23 protein-coding genes are annotated in these 19,524 nt (G+C 65.6%); 6 read left to right on the forward strand and 17 right to left on the reverse strand.

What is annotated here, in order from left to right; translation table 11 throughout:
• Positions 1-30: 30 nt before the first annotated feature.
• The 11 genes from P3W85_RS14965 to P3W85_RS15015 all read right to left on the reverse strand — a co-directional run bounded on the left by P3W85_RS14965 (position 31) and on the right by P3W85_RS15015 (position 9,046).
• A complete protein-coding gene (locus P3W85_RS14965) occupies positions 31-684 on the reverse strand; it encodes a peroxiredoxin (RefSeq protein WP_276265376.1) in 654 nt (217 codons plus the stop codon).
• Positions 685-894: 210 nt separating this feature from the next.
• Entirely contained in the window at positions 895-2,121 is a 1,227-nt protein-coding gene (locus tag P3W85_RS14970) for a polyhydroxyalkanoate depolymerase (protein ID WP_017227950.1), read from the reverse strand.
• Positions 2,122-2,236: 115 nt separating this feature from the next.
• On the reverse strand, positions 2,237-2,437 hold the full coding sequence (locus P3W85_RS14975; RefSeq protein WP_017227949.1) for a DUF2905 domain-containing protein: 201 nt from the start codon (positions 2,435-2,437) through the stop codon (positions 2,237-2,239).
• A 114-nt stretch (positions 2,438-2,551) separates the two neighbouring features.
• The gene (locus P3W85_RS14980; protein WP_017227948.1) at positions 2,552-2,872 is read right to left on the reverse strand and encodes a Rieske (2Fe-2S) protein; all 321 of its coding nucleotides are present in this window, start codon (positions 2,870-2,872) and stop codon (positions 2,552-2,554) included.
• A gap of 1 nt (position 2,873) precedes the next feature.
• On the reverse strand, positions 2,874-3,242 hold the full coding sequence (locus P3W85_RS14985; protein WP_017227947.1) for an SUF system Fe-S cluster assembly protein: 369 nt from the start codon (positions 3,240-3,242) through the stop codon (positions 2,874-2,876).
• Between the two features lie 4 nt (positions 3,243-3,246).
• Positions 3,247-3,690 carry a Fe-S cluster assembly sulfur transfer protein SufU gene (gene sufU, locus P3W85_RS14990; protein ID WP_017227946.1) on the reverse strand — a complete coding sequence of 148 codons (444 nt, stop codon included), beginning with the start codon at positions 3,688-3,690 and terminating at the stop codon, positions 3,247-3,249.
• Entirely contained in the window at positions 3,690-4,958 is a 1,269-nt protein-coding gene (locus P3W85_RS14995; protein WP_017227945.1) for a cysteine desulfurase, read from the reverse strand. Before P3W85_RS14995 ends, sufU begins: the two co-directional genes overlap by 1 nt.
• Complete coding sequence (gene sufD / locus P3W85_RS15000) at positions 4,955-6,283, reverse strand: Fe-S cluster assembly protein SufD (RefSeq protein WP_276265377.1); 1,329 nt, start codon at positions 6,281-6,283, stop codon at positions 4,955-4,957. The genes P3W85_RS14995 and sufD overlap by 4 nt, the downstream gene beginning before the upstream one ends.
• A complete protein-coding gene (gene sufC / locus P3W85_RS15005) occupies positions 6,280-7,050 on the reverse strand; it encodes a Fe-S cluster assembly ATPase SufC (protein ID WP_017227943.1) in 771 nt (256 codons plus the stop codon). Before sufC ends, sufD begins: the two co-directional genes overlap by 4 nt.
• Positions 7,051-7,102: 52 nt before the next feature.
• Entirely contained in the window at positions 7,103-8,551 is a 1,449-nt protein-coding gene (gene sufB / locus P3W85_RS15010) for a Fe-S cluster assembly protein SufB (RefSeq protein WP_276265378.1), read from the reverse strand.
• Between the two features lie 24 nt (positions 8,552-8,575).
• On the reverse strand, positions 8,576-9,046 hold the full coding sequence (locus P3W85_RS15015) for an SUF system Fe-S cluster assembly regulator (protein WP_017227941.1): 471 nt from the start codon (positions 9,044-9,046) through the stop codon (positions 8,576-8,578).
• Positions 9,047-9,414: 368 nt separating this feature from the next.
• Here P3W85_RS15015 and P3W85_RS15020 point away from each other — a divergent pair, with 368 nt between their 5' ends.
• The 3 genes from P3W85_RS15020 to P3W85_RS15030 are packed head-to-tail and all read left to right on the forward strand — an operon-like array spanning position 9,415 to position 11,597.
• Positions 9,415-10,473: a D-alanyl-D-alanine carboxypeptidase family protein gene (locus P3W85_RS15020; RefSeq protein ID WP_276265379.1), complete on the forward strand. Its 1,059-nt coding sequence runs from the start codon at positions 9,415-9,417 to the stop codon at positions 10,471-10,473.
• Between the two features lie 50 nt (positions 10,474-10,523).
• Complete coding sequence (locus tag P3W85_RS15025) at positions 10,524-10,871, forward strand: hypothetical protein (RefSeq protein WP_017227939.1); 348 nt, start codon at positions 10,524-10,526, stop codon at positions 10,869-10,871.
• 15 nt (positions 10,872-10,886) lie between these two features.
• Positions 10,887-11,597 carry an SDR family oxidoreductase gene (locus P3W85_RS15030; RefSeq protein WP_276265380.1) on the forward strand — a complete coding sequence of 237 codons (711 nt, stop codon included), beginning with the start codon at positions 10,887-10,889 and terminating at the stop codon, positions 11,595-11,597.
• A gap of 15 nt (positions 11,598-11,612) precedes the next feature.
• Here the strand turns inward: P3W85_RS15030 and P3W85_RS15035 are convergent, their stop codons facing one another.
• Together P3W85_RS15035 and P3W85_RS15040 are read right to left on the reverse strand one after the other, a co-directional pair.
• On the reverse strand, positions 11,613-12,641 hold the full coding sequence (locus P3W85_RS15035; RefSeq protein WP_276265381.1) for a ribonuclease Z: 1,029 nt from the start codon (positions 12,639-12,641) through the stop codon (positions 11,613-11,615).
• Between the two features lie 6 nt (positions 12,642-12,647).
• Positions 12,648-13,829 carry an FIST signal transduction protein gene (locus P3W85_RS15040; RefSeq protein WP_276265382.1) on the reverse strand — a complete coding sequence of 394 codons (1,182 nt, stop codon included), beginning with the start codon at positions 13,827-13,829 and terminating at the stop codon, positions 12,648-12,650.
• A gap of 366 nt (positions 13,830-14,195) precedes the next feature.
• Here P3W85_RS15040 and P3W85_RS15045 point away from each other — a divergent pair, with 366 nt between their 5' ends.
• Together P3W85_RS15045 and P3W85_RS15050 are read left to right on the forward strand one after the other, a co-directional pair.
• Complete coding sequence (locus P3W85_RS15045) at positions 14,196-14,444, forward strand: hypothetical protein (protein ID WP_017227935.1); 249 nt, start codon at positions 14,196-14,198, stop codon at positions 14,442-14,444.
• 126 nt (positions 14,445-14,570) lie between these two features.
• Entirely contained in the window at positions 14,571-14,903 is a 333-nt protein-coding gene (locus tag P3W85_RS15050; protein WP_017227934.1) for a hypothetical protein, read from the forward strand.
• Here P3W85_RS15050 and P3W85_RS15055 read toward each other — a convergent pair.
• Complete coding sequence (locus P3W85_RS15055) at positions 14,900-15,520, reverse strand: tripartite tricarboxylate transporter substrate-binding protein (protein WP_276265383.1); 621 nt, start codon at positions 15,518-15,520, stop codon at positions 14,900-14,902. The two genes, P3W85_RS15050 and P3W85_RS15055, sit on opposite strands and share 4 nt — an antisense overlap.
• 180 nt (positions 15,521-15,700) lie before the next feature.
• Between P3W85_RS15055 and P3W85_RS15060 the strand changes: the two genes are divergently transcribed.
• Positions 15,701-16,516, forward strand: coding sequence for an MBL fold metallo-hydrolase (locus P3W85_RS15060; protein WP_017227932.1), 816 nt, complete (start codon positions 15,701-15,703; stop codon positions 16,514-16,516).
• On the opposite strand, the gene P3W85_RS15065 is transcribed toward P3W85_RS15060, so the two are convergent.
• The 3 genes from P3W85_RS15065 to hfq all read right to left on the reverse strand — a co-directional run bounded on the left by P3W85_RS15065 (position 16,513) and on the right by hfq (position 19,310).
• A complete protein-coding gene (locus P3W85_RS15065) occupies positions 16,513-17,487 on the reverse strand; it encodes a GlxA family transcriptional regulator (protein WP_276265384.1) in 975 nt (324 codons plus the stop codon). The two genes, P3W85_RS15060 and P3W85_RS15065, sit on opposite strands and share 4 nt — an antisense overlap.
• Positions 17,488-17,646: 159 nt before the next feature.
• Positions 17,647-18,660: a CBASS cGAMP-activated phospholipase gene (locus P3W85_RS15070; protein WP_035813096.1), complete on the reverse strand. Its 1,014-nt coding sequence runs from the start codon at positions 18,658-18,660 to the stop codon at positions 17,647-17,649.
• 266 nt (positions 18,661-18,926) lie between these two features.
• Positions 18,927-19,310, reverse strand: coding sequence for an RNA chaperone Hfq (hfq, locus tag P3W85_RS15075; protein ID WP_276265385.1), 384 nt, complete (start codon positions 19,308-19,310; stop codon positions 18,927-18,929).
• Positions 19,311-19,524 lie beyond the last annotated feature (214 nt).

A 19,524-nucleotide genomic window follows, 5' to 3' on the forward strand; every position in this document is an offset into this window, starting at 1 on the left:
CGCCGCCCTCCCCGGCGTTCGGTCCGCGCCTTACTTCGGCTGCGATACCACCCGCAGGTATGGCTTGAGGGTCTTGAAGCCCTGCGGATACTTCTTCCTGGCGTCTTCGTCGGATACCGAGGTGGGGATGATCACGTCTTCGCCCGGCTTCCAGTTCACCGGCGTGGCTACCGTGTGCTTCGCGTTCAGTTGCAGCGAATCCAGCAGGCGCAGCACCTCGTCGAAATTACGGCCGGCGCTCATCGGATAGACCAGCATCGCCTTGACCTTCTTGTCCGGCCCGATGAGGAACACGGAGCGCACCGTGGCATTGTCCACGGCAGTGCGCGGCCCGCCACTCGCGTTCGGATGGATCATGTCATAGAGCTTCGCGACCGTGAGGTCGACGTCACCGATCATCGGATAGTTGATGGCGTGGCCCTGCGTTTCCTCGATGTCCTTGACCCAGGCCTGGTGGTCGCTTACCGGGTCCACGCTGAGTCCGATGATCTTGGTGCTGCGCCGGTCGAATTCCGGCTTGAGCCCAGCCATATAGCCCAGTTCGGTGGTGCAGACCGGGGTGAAATCCTTGGGATGGGAAAACAGGATCGCCCATTGGTCCCCGATCCACTCGTGAAAACGAATCTTCCCCTCCGTGGTGTCGGCAGTGAAATCAGGCGCCTCGTCACCGATGCGAATCGACATATTCAACCTCCATAAGGTGAGCGGATGCGAGTCGCGGGAAGTCCGGCATGATCGTGGCTGCATCCCCAGCTACTCCCGGCTGGGAGCATCTAGGTCAGTATAGTGATCGGCGACAGGCTCGAGGCATTTATACAGGTGGCGCAAGCGCTACACCGCATGGGCTGCCGGCCGCTCGCAGCGAGCGTGCCGGTCCATGCATGCCATGCGCCCTCAGGCATACTGCCGGAACAGGTCGCGCACGGCGGGATAAACCACGCTTCGCCACAATGGCCCGGAAAACAGATCATAGTGGCCGCACTGGCGAACCGTGACGTGGCGCTTGCGGCGCGCGGCGATGCCGCGGCACAGGTCGTGCGCCGCCTGGGTCTGCCCGCGGCCGGAGATGTCGTCCAGTTCTCCCTCCACGGTGAGCAGCGCCGTGTCGCGGATGTCCTGTGGCCGCACAGCCTGCCCCTGCACGCTCCAGTTGCCGCGCGCCAGCCGAAACTGGTGGAACACGACGCGGATGGTGTCCAGGTAAAACTCGGCCGCCATGTCGAGCACCGCGTTGTACTCGTCGCAGGCGCGCCGATGTACCGGCGCGCGCTCGGCGTCGCCCTGCAGCAGATCGAGATAATAGTCCCACTGCGAACCCACGATGCGGGCCGGATGCGCCATCATCAGGCCGGCATGCTGCAGGAAGCTCGGGTACACCCTGCGGCCCGCGCCGGGATAGTGGTCCGGCACCGCGTAGATCAGGTTGGACTGAAACCACGCCAGCGGATGGCGGGCCGCCAGGCGGTCGACCGCGGTCGGGTTGCGGCGGGCGTCGATCGGACCGCCCATCAGGACCAGGCTTCTCGGCGTCGGCTCGCCGGCGCTGGCGAGCAGCGAAACCGCCGCCAATACCGGCACGGTGGCCTGGCAGACGGCGAGCACATGCAGGCGTTGGCCGCCGATATGGCGGATAAACGACTGTATCAGACCGACATAGTCGTCCAGGTGGAATGCCCCCTCGGCCAGGGGCACATAGCGCGCGTCGCTCCAATCCGTCACATAGACCTCATGCGCGGGCAGCAGGCTTTCCACCACTTCACGCAACAGCACGGCATGATGGCCCGCCAGCGGCGCGCACACCAGCACCGCCGGCCTCGGCCCGGGCGCGGTGGCCGGACCGTGCGCGAATCGCAGCAGACGACAGAATGGCCCCTCCAGCACCACCTGCTCGTCCACCGGCACGATGCGGCCCACGGGGTCAACGGCGGCGACGCCGAAGGCAGGCTTGCCATAGGTCTTGCCTAGCCGGTGAAGCCAGTCATAGCCCGCGGCAAGGCAGGACGCCCCGGGAACATGGGCAAAGGGACTGCCGGGATCGGCAAAGGCGTGCGTGGCCTGCGCCGCCCAGGCGGACCACGGCGCGAGCAGCGAGCGCTGGTACTCGATGAACTTGTACAGCATATGGGACATCCGGAAGATCGCGCTGGGCGGACTTTCAATATATGCCGGAGCGGCGCCGGGACAAAGCCCAGGCAACGCCGCGGCCCGCGTCCCGGCGACGGGCCAGCCGCCCGCATCACCGGCCGATCAGCCAGACGATCAACGATGCCACCGCGCTAACGAGCAGCGACGATGTGATCGGAAAGTACAGGTGAAGGTGCTGACGATGAATCACGATATCCCCGGGCAAGTGACCGAGTCCGAGCCTGGATAGCCATGGCCAGAGGAGTCCGCCCGCCACCAGGATCAGGCCAAGGACGATCAGCGTGCGCGACATGACAAGCCTCCGCGGATGGGTTGGTGCCCGAGACGATAGTCCGTTGCCGGGAACGCAGGGGGTATCCATCGGAATAGGCATCGGAATCGGAATCGGGGAAATGCATGGCGCGGGCTAATCCCAGCGATCGTCCCTCACCTGCACCTTGCCGCCCTCGACCCGGACCGGGAAAATCGCCACCGGTTCGCAGGCCGGCGGAGACAGCGCCTCGCCGGTGATGAGCGAGAAATGCGCGCCGTGACGCGGACAGACGACTTCCTCGCCTTCCACGTCGCCGCCGCAAAGCGGCTCCGCTTCGTGGGAACACATGTCCTCGACGGCACGATAGCTGCCGCCCACATTGAAAACCGCGACCTGCACCCCGTCGACATCGACGGTACGGCTGGTCCCGGGCGCAAACGCGTCAGCCGGCGCAACGTCGACCCAATCGCTCATCTCACAACAACCCGAGCGCCAGCCGCGCTGCCTCGCTCATCCGCTCTCGTGACCAGGGCGGATCCCACACCAGCTCGACCTCGGCTTCGTCAACGCCGCTGACTTCCATCACAGCGCCCTCCACCACGCCGGGGAAGGCCTGCGCCACCGGGCAACCTGGCGCAGTCAGCGTCATGCGGATGCCGACCTTGCCGGCGGCTTCGTCCACGGACAGGCTGTAGACCAGGCCCAGGTCGTAGATATTGACCGGTATTTCGGGGTCATAAACGGTACGCAGCGCCTCTATCACCCGCCCCTCCAGCGTGTCCAGGTCCGGCTCGGGCCTGTCTTCATGCGCCTCGGCCTTGCGCAGCCAATCGATCATGCTCATCGCTTCACTCCGTTGAAACCGGCTCGGCGCTGCCGTGCAAGGCGGCCTGCATGGTATGCCAGGCCAGCGTTGCGCACTTCACACGCGCCGGAAACTCGCGTACGCCGCCCAGCACCTCCAGTTTGCCCAGCGGCACGCCGGCCGGGGCCGATCCGGTCACCAAGGCATGAAAGCTGGAGAACAGCGCTTGCGCCTGCGCTTCGCTCTTCCCCTTCAGCGCCTCGGTCATCAGCGATGCCGAGGCGGTGGAGATGGCACAGCCGGCGCCGTCAAAGCTGGCATCCTCGATCACGCCATGGCTGACTTTCAGGTACAGCGTCAGCCGGTCGCCGCACAGCGGGTTGAACCCCTCGGCCCTGCGGTTCGCTCCCGCCAGCCGCCCGCGATTGCGCGGCGAGCGGCTGTGGTCGACGACGACTTCCCGGTAGAGATCGAGCAGATCGGACATCAGGCAAATACCTCCTGCGCCTTGCGCACCGCACCGAACAGCGCATCCACTTCTTCTCGCGTGTTGTATAGCGCGAAGGACGCGCGCAGCGTGGCGGGCACGCCGAACCGCGCCATCACGGGCATGGCGCAATGGTGGCCCGCGCGCACCGCCACGCCTTCCAGGTCGAGGATGGTGCCGGCATCATGGGGATGCACGCCATCCAGGACGAAGGAGAGGATGCTCGCCTTGTCCGCGGCCGTCCCGATGATGCGCAAGCCGGCAATCTGCGCAGCCTGCCTGGTGGCGTACGCCAGCAGCGCGTGTTCGTGGGCCGCGATGGCGGCCAGGCCGGCCGCGCTCACATAGCCGATCGCGGCGCCCAGGCCGATCACGCCGGCGATATTGGGCGTGCCGGCCTCGAATTTGAAGGGCAGCGCGTTGTAGGTGGTCTTGCGGAAGGTGACCTCGCGGATCATGTCGCCCCCGCCCTGGTAAGGCGGCATGGCATCGAGCAGCGCGGCCTTGCCGTAGAGCACGCCGACGCCGGTGGGGCCGTAGAGCTTGTGTCCCGAGAAGGCATAGAAATCGCAATCGAGCGCCTGCACATCCACCTGGAAGTGCGGCACGGCCTGGGCGCCGTCGACCAGCACCGGAATGCCCCTGGCATGCGCCAGCTCGACGAGTTGCCGCACCGGGTTGACCGTGCCGAGCGCGTTGGAGAGATGCGTCAGCGCGACCAGCCTGGTCCGGGGGCCAAGCAGGCGTTCGAATTCTTCCAGCAGCAGCTCGCCTGCGTCGTTGATCGGCGCCACCCGCAGGCTGGCGCCCGTGCGCTCGCATGCCAGCTGCCACGGGACGATGTTGGAGTGATGCTCCATGGCGGTGACCAGGATCTCGTCGCCGGGCCGCAGGCGCTGCCCGTAACTCGCCGCCACCAGGTTGATCGCCTCGGTGGTGCCGCGCACGAACACGATCTCCTCGCGGCGGGCGGCGTTGATCAGGCCTTGCACGGCGTCGCGCGCCGCCTCGTAGGCATCGGTCGCGCGCTGGCTCAGGGTATGGACGCCGCGGTGGATATTGGCATTGAGCGCCGCATAGTAATGCGCTTCGCAGTCGATCACGCTTTGTGGCTTCTGGCTGGTGGCGGCGTTGTCCAGGTAGACCAGCGGCTTGCCGTTGACCGTCTGCCGGAGGATCGGGAAATCCTGCCGCAGCCGCATGACGTCCAGGCCGGCGGCCGGGACCACGCGTCCCAAAGCGCTGCGTTCGTCGGCGGCCGTGTTCATGGCAGCGCCCTCACCGGCGCAGGCAGGTGCCCGCGCAAAAGTGTCTCCAGCCTCGCCTGCAAGGAAGCCAGGCCGAGCCGCTTGACCATCTCCCCGGCGAAGGCGAAGGTCAGCAGCGCCCGGGCCGAGGCATCGTCCACCCCGCGCGAACGCAGGTAGTAGATCTGCTCGGGATCGAGCTGGCCCACAGTGGCGCCGTGGCTGCATTTGACGTCGTCGGCATAGATCTCCAGCTGCGGCTTGGTATCGATCTCGGCATCCGCGGACAGCAGCAGATTGCGGTTGGACTGGTGCGCATCGGTGTGCTGGGCATCGGCATGCACCACCACCTTGCCGTTGAAGACAGCGCGCGAGGCGCCTCCCAGCACGCCCTTGTAGAACTCGCGGCTTTTTCCGTCCGGGCTGGCATGGTCGATGCGGGTGTGGTGGTCGATATGCTGCCGGCCGCCGGTCATGTACAGCCCGTCGAGCGAGCAGTCGGCGCGCGCGGCATTCAGCCCGACCTGGATATCGACCCGCGCCAGCCCGCCGCCCAGGGCGAAGGCACTGGAGGTGAAGCGGCTGCCGTGCCGCTGGTCCACGTTCACGCCGGCGACGTGGAACGCCTTGAGGCTCTCCTGCTGCAGCTTGTGGTGTTCGACCTGCGCATCGCGCGCGGCCGCGATGTCGGTGATGCTGTTGGTCAGGTAGCCAAGGCCGTCCATGCCCACGTGATGCTCCACGATGCAGACTTGGCTCCCCGCTTCCGCCGTCACGAAATTGCGCGTATGAATGGCCAGTTCCGGCTCCGTGGCGAGAAACAGCAGGTGGATCGGCCGCTCGGGAGCAGCGCCCGCCGCCAGGCGGATACAGGCGCCGTCGGCCATGAAGGCCGCGTTCAAGGCGGCGAAACCGGACGGGTAGCCGCCGGCGCTGCCGCAAAGCAGCGCTTCCACGCGCTCCGGCGCGCACTCCAGCACGGCGGCGAGGCTGACCAGTTCCACTCCGGCCGGCAGCGCGCCGATGCGCGACCATTGCGGCTGGTAGCGGCCGTCGACGAATACCATCAGATGCGCGTCGGGCAAGGCAAGCGACGCGATCCGCGCGGCCAGGGCGGTGTCCGGCTTGCCGGACTGCCCCGGCTGCACGGTAAAACGGCTGCGCTCGATGGCGGCCACGCTGGTGTATTTCCAGTCCTCGTGGCGCAGCGTCGGAAACCCGGTTTGCGCGAAGTGTTGCAGCGCCTGCTGGCGCGCGCGTGCAAGCCAGGGCAATCGCCGGCCGGGCAAGGCGGCCGCGACGCGGGCAAATTCGGCCATATAGTGTTCCACGCCGCTTGTACTCATGCCTGCGACTCCGTGGCGGCGAAGGCCTGTGTCTCTGCCCCCCCATAGCCATGGCGCTCCAGTTCGAGCGCCAGCTCGGGCCCGCCGGACCTGGCAATACGGCCCTGCGCTAGCACATGGACGCGGTCCGGCACGATGTAGTTGAGCAGCCGCTGGTAATGGGTAACCAGCACGATGGCGCGTTGCGGGCCGCGCATGGCGCCGATGCCGCTGGCGACGATCCTGAGCGCGTCGATGTCGAGGCCGGAGTCGGTCTCGTCGAGAATGGCGAGCCTGGGCTCCAGCACCGCCATCTGGAGGATCTCGTTGCGTTTCTTTTCGCCGCCGGAGAAGCCCTCGTTCACCGAGCGGTAAAGCAGGCCCGGGTCCATTTCCATGAGCCTGAGCTTGTCCTTGACCAGCGCGAGAAAATCCATGGCGTCCAGCTCCGGCTCGCCGCGGTGCTTGCGCACAGCGTTGAGTGCGGCCTTGAGCAGATAGATGTTCGAGACGCCGGGGATCTCCACCGGATACTGGAAGGCCAGGAAAATGCCAGCGCGCGCGCGCTCTTCGGGCGGCATGCCCAGCAGGTTCGCGCCGTCGTAGAGGACTTCGCCCGCACTCACGACATAGCGGTCCCGTCCGGCCAGCACATGGGCAAGGGTACTCTTGCCGGAGCCGTTGGGACCCATGATGGCATGCACCTCTCCTTCCTTCACGGCAAGGTCGATGCCGCGCAGGATAGGCTTGTCGTCGACGCTGACGTGCAGGTTGCGGATTTCAAGCATGGCCGTGTCTATGCTCCGATGCGGCTGCGGCGGGGCGCCTTGCCCGCTCCCCTCAGCCGATGCTGCCCTCCAGGCTGACGCCCAGCAGCTTCTGTGCTTCCACCGCGAATTCCATCGGCAGCTCCTTGAACACTTCCTTGCAAAAGCCGTTCACGATCATCGATACCGCATCCTCGGGGCCGATGCCGCGGCTTTGGCAATAGAACAGCTGGTCCTCGCCGATGCGCGAGGTGGAGGCCTCGTGCTCGACGCGGGCCGTGGGATTCTTCACTTCGATATAGGGAAAGGTATGAGCCGCGCATTTGTCGCCCAGCAGCAGCGAATCGCACTGCGAGTAGTTGCGTGCGCCGATCGCGCTCCTTGCCATCTTCACCAGCCCGCGGTAAGCGTTGCTGCCGTGGCCGGCCGAGATACCCTTGGAAAGTATCGTGCTCCTGGTGTTCCTGCCGAGGTGGGTCATCTTGGTGCCGGTATCGGCCTGCTGGTAGTGGTTGGTCAGCGCCACCGAATAGAACTCCCCGACCGAGTCGTCGCCCCGCAGGATCACGCTCGGATACTTCCAGGTAATAGCCGAGCCGGTCTCCACCTGGGTCCACGAGATCTTCGAGCGGGCGCCGCGGCAGTCGCCGCGCTTGGTCACGAAGTTATAGATGCCGCCCTTGCCTTCCTTGTCGCCCGGATACCAGTTCTGCACCGTCGCATAGCGGATCTGCGCGTCTTCCAGCGCGATCAGTTCCACCACCGCGGCATGCAGCTGGTTCTCATCGCGCATCGGCGCGGTGCAGCCTTCCAGATAGCTGACGTAAGCGCCCTCGTCAGCAATGATCAGGGTACGCTCGAACTGCCCTGTCTTCTGGGCATTGATGCGAAAGTACGTGGACAACTCCATCGGGCAGCGTACGCCGGGCGGGATGTAGCAGAAAGAGCCATCGCTGAACACCGCCGAGTTGAGCGTGGCGAAGTAGTTGTCGGTGTAGGGTACGACCGAGCCGAGGTATTGCTGCACCAGCCCGGGGTGCTCCCGCACCGCCTCCGAGAAAGAGCAGAAAACGATGCCAAGCTCACCCAGCTTGCGCTTGAAGGTGGTCGCCACCGACACACTGTCGAACACAGCGTCCACGGCAACGCCCGCAAGCAGCTCGCGTTCCTGCAGGGGCACGCCCAGTTTCTCGTAGGTGCGCAGCAACTCCGGATCGACCTCCTCCAGCGTCATGGGACCGGCCTTCCGGGAGCGCGGCGCGGAGTAATAGGCGATCGCCTGGTAGTCGATGGGCGGGTGCCTGACCGTCGCCCAGTGCGGTTCGGACATCGTCAGCCAGTGACGATAGGCTTTGAGGCGCCACTCCAGCATGAATTCCGGCTCGCCTTTTATGGCCGAGATCATGCGGATCACGTCCTCGCTCAGGCCGCACGGCACCGTGTCCGTTGCCACGGGCGTGTAGAAGCCATGCCGATAGCCTTGGCCGATCAGTGTGTCGAGCGTGTGCGCCGGGGTTGCCATGGTCTGCCTTTTGGTTGCCGTGTGTCACTCGAATGCCTGCTTGCGCCCGGCCGCCTTCCAGGCGTGCAGCATGCCGATGTCCACCGGGTGGCATGTCGGTTGCGTCATGTCCGCCAGCGTCACGCCATCCAGGGCATGAAAGATGGCCAGGCTGATGCGCTGCCAGTTGGCGCGGATGGCGCAGGAATCTTCCTGTGCGCATAGGCCGGCTGCGATGCTGCATTCGGTCAGGCCGGCAGGGCCTTCCATGGCATCGATGACCTGGGCGATCGAGATATCCCGCGGCGCCCGCGCCAGCAGGTAGCCGCCCTTCGCACCGCGCAGCGAATGCAACAGGTCCTGCCGGGCGAGCATCTTCAGGATCTTGCTCGCGGTCGGCACCGCCACACCGATCTCGGCGGCGATTTCGGCGGCACTATGGATCCGGCCCGGATCGCGCGCCATGTGCGTCATGATCACCGTGCCATAGTCGGTCAGTTTGCTTAGTCTGAGCATCGCCTCCACCCGTACCCGCGATTGCGCGATTGCGCGATTGCCAACTAGAACCAGTTTAGTCCTCTTTTCTCCGGAGCGCGGCGGCCCTTGCAAGGCGGCCGGCAGTGCCCGTCCGATGGATCGCGATAGTCACAGGAAGCACGCCCGCGACGTCATCGGCATCCGCGCCGATATCCGCATGGACAGTCCACGAGCATGCCGTTCTGGAAATCCGGGCGCCACGCCATATCGTTCGATTCCGCACTGTATTCACGGCCGGGTCTCCAATAATATAGAGGCGTAGGCCCTGCGCGTGCCGGGCCTGTCCTCGTGCTGCAGCGAAGCGGTGGTGATTCATGGCTTCAACTGGCCTGCCCCGGGAACCAGGGATGGCTTTCTCCGCTTTTCCGCGCTGCCGGAATCCGGCTGTCCGCCTGCTGCCCCAATGGCTGGAGAAAACAAGAGCGTTCGCCGCCTGCCTGCTCCTTGGCATCGCGTCGCTGAATGCGGGCGCGCAGGCGCCATTCCTGTATTCGCGCAGCGCGGTCGTGTACGACGTGGCGCATGGCCAGGCATTGCTGGAGAAGAATCCGGACGAACCCGCGCCGCTGGCCTCGCTGACCAAGCTGATGACCTCGATGGTGGTACTGGACCAGCATCCGGCACTGGACGAAGCGCTCACCGTCGACGCCGGCGACATCGACCGGCTCAAGCACTCGTCGTCCCGCATCCCGGTCGGCACGACCCTGGCGCGCATGGAGATGCTGCGCCTGGCTCTGATGTCGTCGGAGAACCGCTCGGCCTCGGCGCTGTCGCGCGGCATGGCAGGCGGCCACTCTGCCTTTGTCGTGACGATGAACGGGAAGGCCAGCGCGCTGGGCATGACGGGCACCCACTTTGAAGACGCCACCGGGCTGTCGCCGCAAAATATCTCCACCGCGCGCGATGTCGCACGCATGGCCGAAGCGGCGTCGCGCTATCCGCTGATCCACGAATTCACCACGCTTTCGGGATACGGGGTGGAGGTGAACGGACGGATGCTGCACTACCACAATAGCTCGCCGGTACTTGGCCGGCCCGGCTGGGACGTCCTGCTGTCGAAAACCGGCTTTATCAACGAAGCCGGCTACTGCATCGCGCTGGAGGTGAACGTGCAGAACAGTCCGGTGATCATTGTGCTGATGGGCGCCACGTCTCACCGCCGGCGCATGGCCGATCTGGTTTCGATCCGGAGTTGGCTGCAAGGCGAACCTGCGCCATCGGCCGCCCTGCTGCAGGCTGCGTACTACCCGGGAAGGCCGCTTCATCATCATCGGGCCAGGGCCGTGCCGCATCATGGCAGGTTCCGGCTCGCATCGTATCCGGCGAAGCCGGCAGCGAAGATCCACGGCCCTGGTGCCAGGCACAAGGCGGGCAGGCGAAATGAAGGGCGCGTTTTACGAAGCTGACGACGCCGCCGGTTTGCCCGGCCGCCGCCAGCGTTCTGGTGGAGCCAAGTATGCGCTTCGAAGCATTTTCCTTTGGGACCCTGTGTATTGATGGGGTGACTTACCGGTACGATGTCGTCATCGATCGCGGGCAGGTCCGCAAACGCAAGAAGAGGCCATCCAGGCAGTTCCGCGACGCCTATGGACATACACCGCTATCGGTCATGGAAGACATACCCTGGAATTGCAGCCGGCTGGTGATCGGCACCGGCACCGGGGCGCTGCCTGTCATGGAAGACGTGAGGCGAGAGGCCAGGCATCGCCACGTCGAACTGGTCATCCTGCCGACCGCCGAAGCCATCGCGAAGCTGGAAGCACACCCTCGCCATGCCAATGCGATCCTGCATCTCACCTGCTAGTGTCTAGCGTCCGGCATGGCCAGCCAGCCCGTCACCGTCATCACCGGCGCGAGCCGCGGTCTCGGCCGCGCTGCCGCGCGCCACCTGGCTGCGGTGGAAGGCCACCTGGTCGTCGCCACGGCACGCCAGGCGCAGGATCTCGAAGCGTTGCGGCTCGAACCCGATCTGGCCGGCTGCCCGATCGCCTGCCACCCGCTCGACGTCACGGACGATCATTCGGTAGCCGCCCTTGGCGAGTGGCTCGCCGAACGCTTCGGCCGCGTGGACGTGCTCATCAACAACGCCGGCGTCTCGCTAGACCGCTACAGCACCAGCCTGTTGACGCTGCCGCTCGATACCTTGCGCCGCACCCTGGAGACGAATCTCTTCGGCGCGCTGCGGGTCACGCAGGCGCTGGCGCCGCTGCTGCGCGCCAGCCACGCCGGCCGGGTGGTCAACCTGTCCTCGGGCATGGGGCAACTTGCGGAGATGGCCAGCGGTGTGCCGGCTTACCGTATCTCGAAAACGGCGCTGAATGCCGTCACCCGCATCCTGGCCGCCGAGCTGGCCGCCAGCGGCGTCAAGGTCAACGCGGTATGCCCTGGCTGGTGCCGCACCGGCCTCGGCGGCCCCGATGCGCCGCGTTCGCCCGAGCAGGGCATCGACACCGTGGTCTGGCTGGCGACGTTGCCGGAAGACGGACCCAGCGGCGGCTTCTTCCGCGATCGCCAGCCGATTCCCTGGTAGCGCATCAGCGCATCGCTATCCCTGTACCGTGCCCGGCGCGCCGGACCATGCCGCCTGCACCTCGGCGATCAATGCGGCCGACCGCCCCTGGTAGCGCGGCGAGAAGTGAAAAGGCACGACCGCCCGCGCGCCGAGGCGGCGCGCGATCAGGCCGGCCTGAGCCGCCGTCAGGTGGTTCTTGCGCACGCCGTGCGCCTTATCCTCGTCCAGGAAGACGCTCTCGATGAACAGCAGGTCCACGCCCTGCATCAGTTCGGCCAGGGTCTGCACGTTCGCGTCCGTATAGCGCAAGTCGGTCACGTAGCCGATGCGCTGGCCAGGTATGGCGTCGAGGACGAGATGGCTCAGCTCGCCGACTTGCCGGGTCAGGGCGTGCTCGCCACCCCGGTCGCGCCACCGCACCAGGATCGGCGAGTCGTCCGCGGCGCCGTTCAGTACCGCGTGCTTCAGCTCTCGCAGCCAGGCGCCAGTGGTCAGCCCCAGCGCCGCCAGCCGGTCCTTGTCGACGCCGAGGCGAGCCTTCTCCTCGATCAGATAGGCCACGCAAGGCGTCTCGTGATCGACGAAGCGGGCGCGTACGCGGAAGGTGGTCTCGTCGTGCGCCACATCGCTGGTACGGGCGATGGGCGGCGCAGGCTCGCGCGCAAAGCGGCGGCGGCTGGAAAAACGCGCGCACTGCGTCTGTCCTTGCAGCCGCAGTTCACGCGCCTCGATGACCAGCTCGACCGCATAGCGATGGACCACGTTCCAGGTGTAGGCGCGCAGCTTGTGCTCGACCTGCGCCAGGAACCCGGGCCCGCCGTACAGCACGATGCCGGCCTTGCGCCCGAGCAGCACCCGCAGCAAATGGTCGAAGCCCGAAAAATGGTCCATATGCGTGTGGCTGACGAACACATGGGACAGACGCATCAGCTGGCCCGGCATCAGCCCGGTGATGTCGCCAAGGTCGAACAGCAGCGCTCGCCGCTCGTCGCGAAAGTCCACGAACAGGCCCGGGTCGCCGAAGGCGTCATTGACGAGCCGTGGTTCGAACAGCGCGCGCATGCCTGCTCAGCGCTCCGTGAAGACCGTCAACACCCCGGTGTAGCCATAAAGGTGATCCCTTGCGATCTCGCCGCCGGCGAAGAATCCCGCCAGCGGCACATCGCCCAGCGCATTGCGCACCGTTTGCAGCTCTGCATGCGGCGCGCCGAAGTGCGGTCCGCCCCGGCCCGAGCAACTGATATAGAGCGCGCCCAAAGCCTGGCCAGCCACACCGCTCTCGAGTTCGGCGCGGATCTCGGTGGCGATGCGCACCAGGTCCACCCGCGCCGCCGCGGGATTGCGCCTGCAGAAGGCCACCCGCATGCCGGGCTCGGCCACGTCCGCCAGCGCCAGTACCCGGTGCTGCACGTCCACGCCGAGCAGATGCCGCACCACGGTATCCGTGCCGAAGCTGCCAGGCAGCCCGGGCGCATCGTCGGCGCTCGTGTTCAGGCCCACCAGCGTGGCGGACAGCATACGCGACAAGGTCTCGTCGGGCACATCGCGTTCGAGTCCGAGATCTCGCAAGACGCAGTCGAGCGCGGGCTCGCCGTCCAGTTCGAACAGCAGGTTATGCGTGGCATGGGTAACGGCGCGCGCCGGCCCGATCGGCTGGCATCCTTGCGTCACGCGGGAGATCAATCCGATCTCGGGGCCGAACAGCACACCCGACAGGCCACCGGAGAAAACGCCATCGGCGATGTGCAGCGTGCGGTCGCGCGCCGACGAGAGGCCACCAAACAGGTAGCCCGTGGCAGTACGCATGCTCAGCTCGCGCAGCAGGTCCTGGACATCCGGCGTGCTGCCTTCGGCATGCACCAGCGCGGTATGGGGCACGAAGCTGGAGGATGCCGGAGGCAACGGCTGGCGCCCGGAAAACAGCCGGAACGCGGTGCGCGGCAATGCCGCCAACATGAGCGCCACGGCAGGCTCGTCGATAAACTCGACGCCGTTGGCGCAGACGCCCACGCCTGCCGTACCTACCCAGGCCACGCCCGGCCAGCGCTTCTGCAGCGCAGCGAGCATGGCCTCCGCCGCCGGCGCGTAATAGTCGCTCAGGTAGCACCAGCCGAGCGTGAATGGCGCGGCCCCGCCTGGCTTTGCCTGGCGCGCCGCCGTCTGCGCGTCAAGCTGCCGCTGGCACTCGGCCAGGGCCACCTTCCAGTCGCCATGGGCTGCGTGAGCATGCACGAAGGAAGCGTCAGACATGGCCACTCGGTTGAGGTGAGGAACGAGGTGGAGGTGGTGAAGGTGGTGACTCGCTGTGTTCGTCCATATGGTTGACTATAGAAGGTGGGAGGCAGGTCGAGCAGGTCAACCGCGATGCCAGGCAGGCAAGCCGTGCCAGGGCTGCGCGTACCGCATCCGGCGCAGCAGGGCGATGCCGCTGCCCGCCAGGACGGTTCGCGTCCGTTCGATTCCCTCAGGGCCGGGCGAGCGCTTCATGCTTCACAGCGCTGGCAGATACCCGGCAGGACGGCTGCGGGCACGCGCCTGAACGCGCGCGCGCTCGCTGCGACGCCGGCCCGTGTGCTATCTTGGAAACGTCAAGCGTTCAACATCGGGGGACGCCAAATGTCAGTGATCGCACCGGACGAAAAGGCGGATTTCGTCGCCATCCTGCACCGCCACCAGCTTGCCGAGGCCGACTTCCTGCTGCAGGAAACCGACACGACGGATGTCGTGGACGAGGTCTATCCTCTCCAGGGCTATGTCACCGTCGTTCGCAGGTCGACGCTCAAGGAAAGGGAATACCGGATCGGACATGGCACCGCATGGACCACCGCCTTCGAGAAAGACCTGGCGCAGGGTACGTTCGGATGAACCGAATCCCCCTTGCCGCGTGATCAGGCGGCAGGCGTCGCACGTGCCGGACCAGGCTGAAAATTGACGCGCCATGGGATCGGGTGCATCCTTTCAACATACTCGTCCCCAGAAGCGGAGCAGGCGATGACCTCAAACGAATTCGCATCGTTCAAGGCGCACTTGGCTATGTTGCTGCGCGATCTGCCGGCCGGGACCACGGCGGATCTGACCGACGTGGCGGTGGCTTATTGGGACGGCACCCGCGTGGTCGGCACCTACCTGCGCGACGGCGGGCGGCTGGACGAGGAATTCGACTTCGACGAGAACGCCTGGGAGAACTGGCGCGACGAGTTCGTCTACTGGCTGGCCGCGCCCACCTTCACTGAACGCGATGAGCTGAGGACCTACCTGCTAGGCGCTGTCCCGGGCTCAGGCCCGCCCCTCGCGCGCAGCGCCGGGTACGCCGGTCGGCGCTAGGGAAGCGCGCCTTGCCGCCGCCAACAGCCACCGGCGGACTGCTGGCGCCACGCCGCTTGATTATCCGTATCGTTATTCGGCCTTGATTCCCCCTTTGCGGACCACGGCCCCCATCTCACCGCTTCCTCCTGGATAAACGACTGGAACTGCCCGGCCGATCCCCCGACCGGATCAATCCCATATTCGATCAGCCTCGCCTTCACCTCCGGCTGATGCAGCACCGCATCCATCTCGCCAGACAGCTTCCCCACCACGTCCTTCGGCGTCCTGGCCGGCGCCAGCAATCCGATCCAGCTGCTGGCCGTCACCGCCGGATAACCGGCCTGCGCCATGGTCGGCACCTCGGGCGCCGCCGGCCAGCGCGCCGGGCTCGTAATGGCCAATGCCTTGAGCTTGCCCGCCCTCACCTGCGGCATCATGGTCTGCACCGAGTCGAAGATGATCGCCACCTGCCCCGAGAAGAGATCCGGCAAGGCCGGCGAGACGCCCTTGTAGGGCACGTGGGTCATCTTCATGCCCACCGCCTGCGAGAACAGCTCGCCGGCAAGATGGGCCCCGGAGCCATTGCCGCTGGCGGGCGAGGCCGCGATCAGCATTGTTTCCACGGCTTCACGCATGCCGGTGGTCCGTCGGCATGAGATCGGGGAAATGATCCGGCAGCGTTTGGATAGGCTTGGATGGATTGGGATCGCCGGCACTTGGCAGCAACTGACGCAATCTTGTCATTTTGCATTTCGCGCCGGCATTGCATCATGGTTTCCATCGTAACCCGATCCCCGATCCGATAAAGGACTCCGATGGAACTGCAACTCATCCGAAATGCTACGCTACGCCTGCGCTATGGCGGACTGACCCTGCTGGTGGATCCGATGCTGGCCCGGACGGCCGCCCTGGGCCCGCTTCCCGAATACATCGGCGCGGTCCACATGCGCGAAGCCGGGCACGCACAAGGCTTCCCGCTAACGCCGTTGCCGGTCACGGTGGCCGCCGTCGTCGCGGACCTGGACGGCCTGCTGCTGACCCACGCTCACGAAGACCACTGGGATGCCGCTGCCCGCGCCAGTCTGCCGCGCGCGCTGCCGGTCTTTTGCCAGCCCGGCGACGCCGCGACGCTGGAAGCACAGGGCTTCCTGCACGTCGTGCCGGTCGCGCACGGCCTGCGCCACCGTGGCGTCGAGATCGAGCGCACCGGCGGCCGCCACGGCCATGGCGATATCGAATCCATCATGGGCGGCGTTTCGGGCTTCGTATTGAGGGCGGAAGGCGAGCCCACGCTGTATATCGCTGGCGACACCGTCCATTGCGACGAAGTCGACCAGGCGCTGGACCGGCACCAGCCCGATGTCATCGTGGTCAACGCCGGCGCGGCGCAGTTTGCGCAGGGACCCGCCGTAACGATGACCGAGCAGGACGTGCTCGAAGTGGCCAGGCGCGCACCGCGCAGCCGCATCGTGGCCGTACATTTCGAGGCGCTCCCCTGGGCGCGCCTCACGCGCCCGGGCATGCGCCAGGTATTGGCGCAACACGGCCTGGGCGAGCGCGTGGCGGTTCCGGACGACGGGCAATGGCTGCGCTATGCGGGGCAAGCCGTCGTACCAGCCGTTTCTCGCTAGCCGTTGCGCTGACGATAGCCGCCTGGCGGCAATCCCACCTGCCTGACGAAAGCCCGGCGCAGCGCATTGGCATTGAGAAACCCGCATTGGCTCGCCACATCCTGCAGGGGCATTCTTTCGTCGAGCAGCCCGCGCGCCAGTTCCACCCGCGCCCGCTCGACGAACAGCCCCGGCGTGTGTCCGGTTTCGCGCAGGAACACACGGGCAAAATTGCGCGGACTCATATGCACGCGCTCCGCCAGCCGCTCCACCGCCAGATCCTCGCGCAGGTTGTCGCAAATCCATAGCTGCAATTGCTGGATCGCCGGCATCTCGGCGAACTGCGCTGCCAGGCGGCTGCTGAGCTGCGGCTGGCCGCCGCTGCGCCTGGCGTACAGGATCATGTCGTGGGCCACACGCAGGGCGGCCGTGCGGCCGCAGTCGGCTTCGACCATCGCCAGCGCCGCATCCACGCTGGCCGACATGCCCGCCGAAGTCCACATCGGGCCGTCCTCGACAAACACCGCATCGGCGTCAAGCCGGACCGCGGGATAACGCGCGGCGAACTGATCCGCCATCTGCCAGTGCGTGGTTGCGCGGCGCCCATCGAGGCAGCCCGCCTCGGCCAGCACAAAACTGGCCGTGCAACTGGCAGCGACCCGCCGGCAATCCGGTACCAACCGGCGAAGCCAGTCCAGTACGGCCGCGTCCGAAACCAGGGGGGACATGCCGGGGAAACCTGCGACCCACAGGGTATCGACCGGTCCATCCCATGCCGACAGGCAGCTGCCGGGCTGCACGACAATGCCCGAACTGAGGCGGCATGGCCCTTCATCCACGCTGATCAGATCCACCCAATATGCCGGTGCGCGATTGGCATAGCGCGCGGCGGAACAAAATACCTCGGCAATGGACACCACGTCCGAAGCCTGGCTGCCTGGCCCAATGAGAACCAGGATCTGGCGGGCCGGCCCAGCCCCTCTCTCTTGCATCAGCGCACTCCAGGAATCAACACGATCGACACACGTCCGGCCCCAACGGCCGTACCGGCGGAATCTGCCCCACAGGCGGGGTAACCGCAGCGCACTTTACACGCATATGCGAATATGCGCGCCGCCATGCGCGGAGCCGCTTACGCCCCCTGGCGGTGCTTAGCTTGCTTGATTGGTGTGTGCGCCATAGTAGAACGTTGGCGCGCCAGCCCTATGGCTCAGGAAGGATCGGCAATCTTCGTTGCCGATGCAGATCTTGGAACGTTCCGTGGCGGCGCCAAGCAATACCTCCTTCGCCGCGCTATCGGCCCTATCCAGCGCAACCGCGCGCGCACGCTGATCGGTAAGATCGTCGTCGACCAGAAAATAGCGATTGGAAAGCAGATGCGCAAGCATGAAATCGCTAAGTGCCTCTTGTACCGATATCGACAAACCAAACACCCTCTTTGGCATGTTTGCCGGGTTGACGCCGCCCCAGTCATAGGTCCCGCCCTCCCGGTTCCGGCGCGGGTTGACGGTGAACTTGGAGGACATGGTGCCGACTGCCATCACGTGGATATGGTCTGTCGATTGCCCCAGGGATGCCTGTGCTTCGTGAACCGCGAGCATGCCGGGCGCATTGGCATAGAGGCCACCGTCAACATACTGGTTGTTGTTGAACGTATAGCGCGGAAAGTAGGCGGGGGCTGCGCTTGTCGCCATGGCCACGTCCACCAGCCGGCATTTGTGATCCCGCTTGAAATCCGGGTGATGCGGGGTCTTGAAGATCTGCGGCCTGCCGGTCGAGTAATTGATCACCGGGATAATGACCGGATGCTTGCATGAGCCGAGGAGCTGATCGCCGAATATCTTGTCGTCGCCGAGTAGCGCCTGCAACGGCACTGAAGAAAATGGCGCGCGGCATATCCCTGCCAGCGACCAGCGCCGCTTGAAAATCTCTCCACCACGGTTAGCGAGAAGTTCGACGATGCGCTGCGCTGGAATCTCCATCGCAATGGCCAGTGCCAGGATGCCACCAATCGAAGTGCCCGTAACAAGGTCAAACCGGGTGGCGATGGGCGCACCGATCTCGTCCTCGAAGTCAGCCAGCAATTTGGCCGTATACAGCCCACGATAGCCCCCGCCCGACAGCGCCAAGATCTGAAATCGTTGAGAGGCTGCTGCAGTTGTCATCTGGACCTCCTCGGATGGGATTCAATGACATGTCTCGCTCATGCTGCGGGACGGTGCAGTGAAAAGCATAGCAGTGATTCATCAAGACCACTAAATGTAAAACGTGAGTCACTTTTCAAGCAAAGTGGGAGAACGCGTCGGTGCGGGCCGCTGCGTCTCTGGGCTCCCCCCTCAACGCTTCCCCCACAATTTGGCGAACAAGAAAAAGCCCGCCGCGGCATGGCCGGGCGGGCTCTTTGCTTCTTTTGGTTCGGCGCCGGATGGATTTACTCGTCTCCACCATCGGTAGCGATGGAACGGCGTTTCCGTTTGACCACCACAGGTATCCTGGGCTCGGTCGCCATCCTGGGCTGGGGCGCTACCGCGGGCTCATTGGGCAGCCTGGACTCATTATCCCGGATCGGGCGAGACTCCCGATGCACTCCTGGGGCCGGCTGGCGTGCGCCGGTCGCCAGTTGAATGGTCGATATCGCTCGCTTGTAAATGGTCTGCACGCCGCCGGGTGCATTCAGCATCACGACAAACTGGTCGAACGACTCGATGGAACCGATCAGCTTGATGCCATTCACCAGGTAGACTTCGACGCGCTTTCGCTCCTTGCGTGCGGCGTTCAGGAAATCGCTTTGCGGGTAAGTGAGGTCAGCTTGCATCGGATGGGTAAAGGGAGTGGCGTACGAGGAGAAGGTGACAACGCGTTAAGGATAGTGAAGGGATAAGGGGCAGGAAAGGTTCCGCCCGGCTCGGTTCTTGAGCGTTTCCCCGTAAAAGCGCACCTTGCGCTACGTATTGTGCCGCAGATTCGACTGGCACCGGCATGTCCACGGGCTGGATAGAGGCGTAATTCAGATAGCCCTGTGCCGGCGG

This window comes from Cupriavidus basilensis, from assembly GCF_029335485.1.
GTDB classification, from domain to species: domain Bacteria; phylum Pseudomonadota; class Gammaproteobacteria; order Burkholderiales; family Burkholderiaceae; genus Cupriavidus; species Cupriavidus basilensis_E.

What these genes read in the sequence shown, in the direction of transcription:
- P3W85_RS14995 (WP_017227945.1), bottom strand. Translation starts at nt 4,958, where the DNA reads ATGAACACGGCCGCCGACGAACGCAGCGCTTTGGGACGCGTGGTCCCG.
- P3W85_RS15025 (WP_017227939.1), top strand. Translation starts at nt 10,524, where the DNA reads ATGCGCTTCGAAGCATTTTCCTTTGGGACCCTGTGTATTGATGGGGTG.
- P3W85_RS15015 (WP_017227941.1), bottom strand. Translation starts at nt 9,046, where the DNA reads ATGCTCAGACTAAGCAAACTGACCGACTATGGCACGGTGATCATGACG.
- P3W85_RS14980 (WP_017227948.1), bottom strand. Translation starts at nt 2,872, where the DNA reads ATGAGCGATTGGGTCGACGTTGCGCCGGCTGACGCGTTTGCGCCCGGG.
- P3W85_RS15055 (WP_276265383.1), bottom strand. Translation starts at nt 15,520, where the DNA reads ATGCGTGAAGCCGTGGAAACAATGCTGATCGCGGCCTCGCCCGCCAGC.
- hfq (WP_276265385.1), bottom strand. Translation starts at nt 19,310, where the DNA reads ATGCAAGCTGACCTCACTTACCCGCAAAGCGATTTCCTGAACGCCGCA.
- sufC (WP_017227943.1), bottom strand. Translation starts at nt 7,050, where the DNA reads ATGCTTGAAATCCGCAACCTGCACGTCAGCGTCGACGACAAGCCTATC.
- P3W85_RS15050 (WP_017227934.1), top strand. Translation starts at nt 14,571, where the DNA reads ATGACCTCAAACGAATTCGCATCGTTCAAGGCGCACTTGGCTATGTTG.
- P3W85_RS14965 (WP_276265376.1), bottom strand. Translation starts at nt 684, where the DNA reads ATGTCGATTCGCATCGGTGACGAGGCGCCTGATTTCACTGCCGACACC.
- P3W85_RS15030 (WP_276265380.1), top strand. Translation starts at nt 10,887, where the DNA reads ATGGCCAGCCAGCCCGTCACCGTCATCACCGGCGCGAGCCGCGGTCTC.
- P3W85_RS14970 (WP_017227950.1), bottom strand. Translation starts at nt 2,121, where the DNA reads ATGCTGTACAAGTTCATCGAGTACCAGCGCTCGCTGCTCGCGCCGTGG.
- P3W85_RS14985 (WP_017227947.1), bottom strand. Translation starts at nt 3,242, where the DNA reads ATGAGCATGATCGATTGGCTGCGCAAGGCCGAGGCGCATGAAGACAGG.
- P3W85_RS15020 (WP_276265379.1), top strand. Translation starts at nt 9,415, where the DNA reads ATGGCTTTCTCCGCTTTTCCGCGCTGCCGGAATCCGGCTGTCCGCCTG.
- P3W85_RS15065 (WP_276265384.1), bottom strand. Translation starts at nt 17,487, where the DNA reads ATGCAAGAGAGAGGGGCTGGGCCGGCCCGCCAGATCCTGGTTCTCATT.
- P3W85_RS15035 (WP_276265381.1), bottom strand. Translation starts at nt 12,641, where the DNA reads ATGCGCGCGCTGTTCGAACCACGGCTCGTCAATGACGCCTTCGGCGAC.
- P3W85_RS15070 (WP_035813096.1), bottom strand. Translation starts at nt 18,660, where the DNA reads ATGACAACTGCAGCAGCCTCTCAACGATTTCAGATCTTGGCGCTGTCG.
- sufB (WP_276265378.1), bottom strand. Translation starts at nt 8,551, where the DNA reads ATGGCAACCCCGGCGCACACGCTCGACACACTGATCGGCCAAGGCTAT.
- P3W85_RS15045 (WP_017227935.1), top strand. Translation starts at nt 14,196, where the DNA reads ATGTCAGTGATCGCACCGGACGAAAAGGCGGATTTCGTCGCCATCCTG.
- P3W85_RS14975 (WP_017227949.1), bottom strand. Translation starts at nt 2,437, where the DNA reads ATGTCGCGCACGCTGATCGTCCTTGGCCTGATCCTGGTGGCGGGCGGA.
- P3W85_RS15040 (WP_276265382.1), bottom strand. Translation starts at nt 13,829, where the DNA reads ATGTCTGACGCTTCCTTCGTGCATGCTCACGCAGCCCATGGCGACTGG.
- sufU (WP_017227946.1), bottom strand. Translation starts at nt 3,690, where the DNA reads ATGTCCGATCTGCTCGATCTCTACCGGGAAGTCGTCGTCGACCACAGC.
- sufD (WP_276265377.1), bottom strand. Translation starts at nt 6,283, where the DNA reads ATGAGTACAAGCGGCGTGGAACACTATATGGCCGAATTTGCCCGCGTC.
- P3W85_RS15060 (WP_017227932.1), top strand. Translation starts at nt 15,701, where the DNA reads ATGGAACTGCAACTCATCCGAAATGCTACGCTACGCCTGCGCTATGGC.